Genomic DNA, 419 nt, shown 5'->3' with positions numbered 1-419 from the left:
CCTTCACGGATTGCGAAACGCAGACCGTCGTCCATCGCGATTGGGTGGATCAGAGTCACAACCATCTTGATGTTGTCGCCTGGCATTACCATCTCAACGCCTTCTGGCAGTTCGATGGTACCGGTCACGTCAGTTGTACGGAAGTAGAACTGTGGACGGTAGCCTTTGAAGAACGGAGTATGACGGCCGCCTTCGTCTTTGGACAGGATGTACACTTCAGATTCGAACTTGGTGTGTGGCTTGATTGAGCCTGGCTTCGCCAGAACCTGACCACGTTCGATTTCTTCACGTTTGATACCACGCAGCAGAACACCAACGTTCTCACCAGCACGGCCTTCGTCCAGCAGTTTGCGGAACATTTCAACGCCAGTACAGGTAGACTTCGCAGTCTCTTTGATACCAACGATTTCAACTTCTTC

The 419-nt window shown here is 51.6% G+C and carries 1 protein-coding gene; it reads right to left on the bottom strand.

Features of this window, described 5'->3' with window-relative positions:
* Window positions 1-419, bottom strand: a 419-nt coding sequence (locus KIF87_RS23045) for an EF-Tu C-terminal domain-related protein (RefSeq protein ID WP_249666011.1), incomplete at both ends; no start/stop codon positions are given.

It is taken from the genome of Enterobacter sp. 120016 (assembly GCF_018383635.1).
GTDB lineage: Bacteria > Pseudomonadota > Gammaproteobacteria > Enterobacterales > Enterobacteriaceae > Enterobacter > Enterobacter asburiae_D.
The sequence above is the reverse complement of the archived record's forward strand: the minus strand, read 5'-3'. Positions and strand labels throughout refer to the sequence as shown.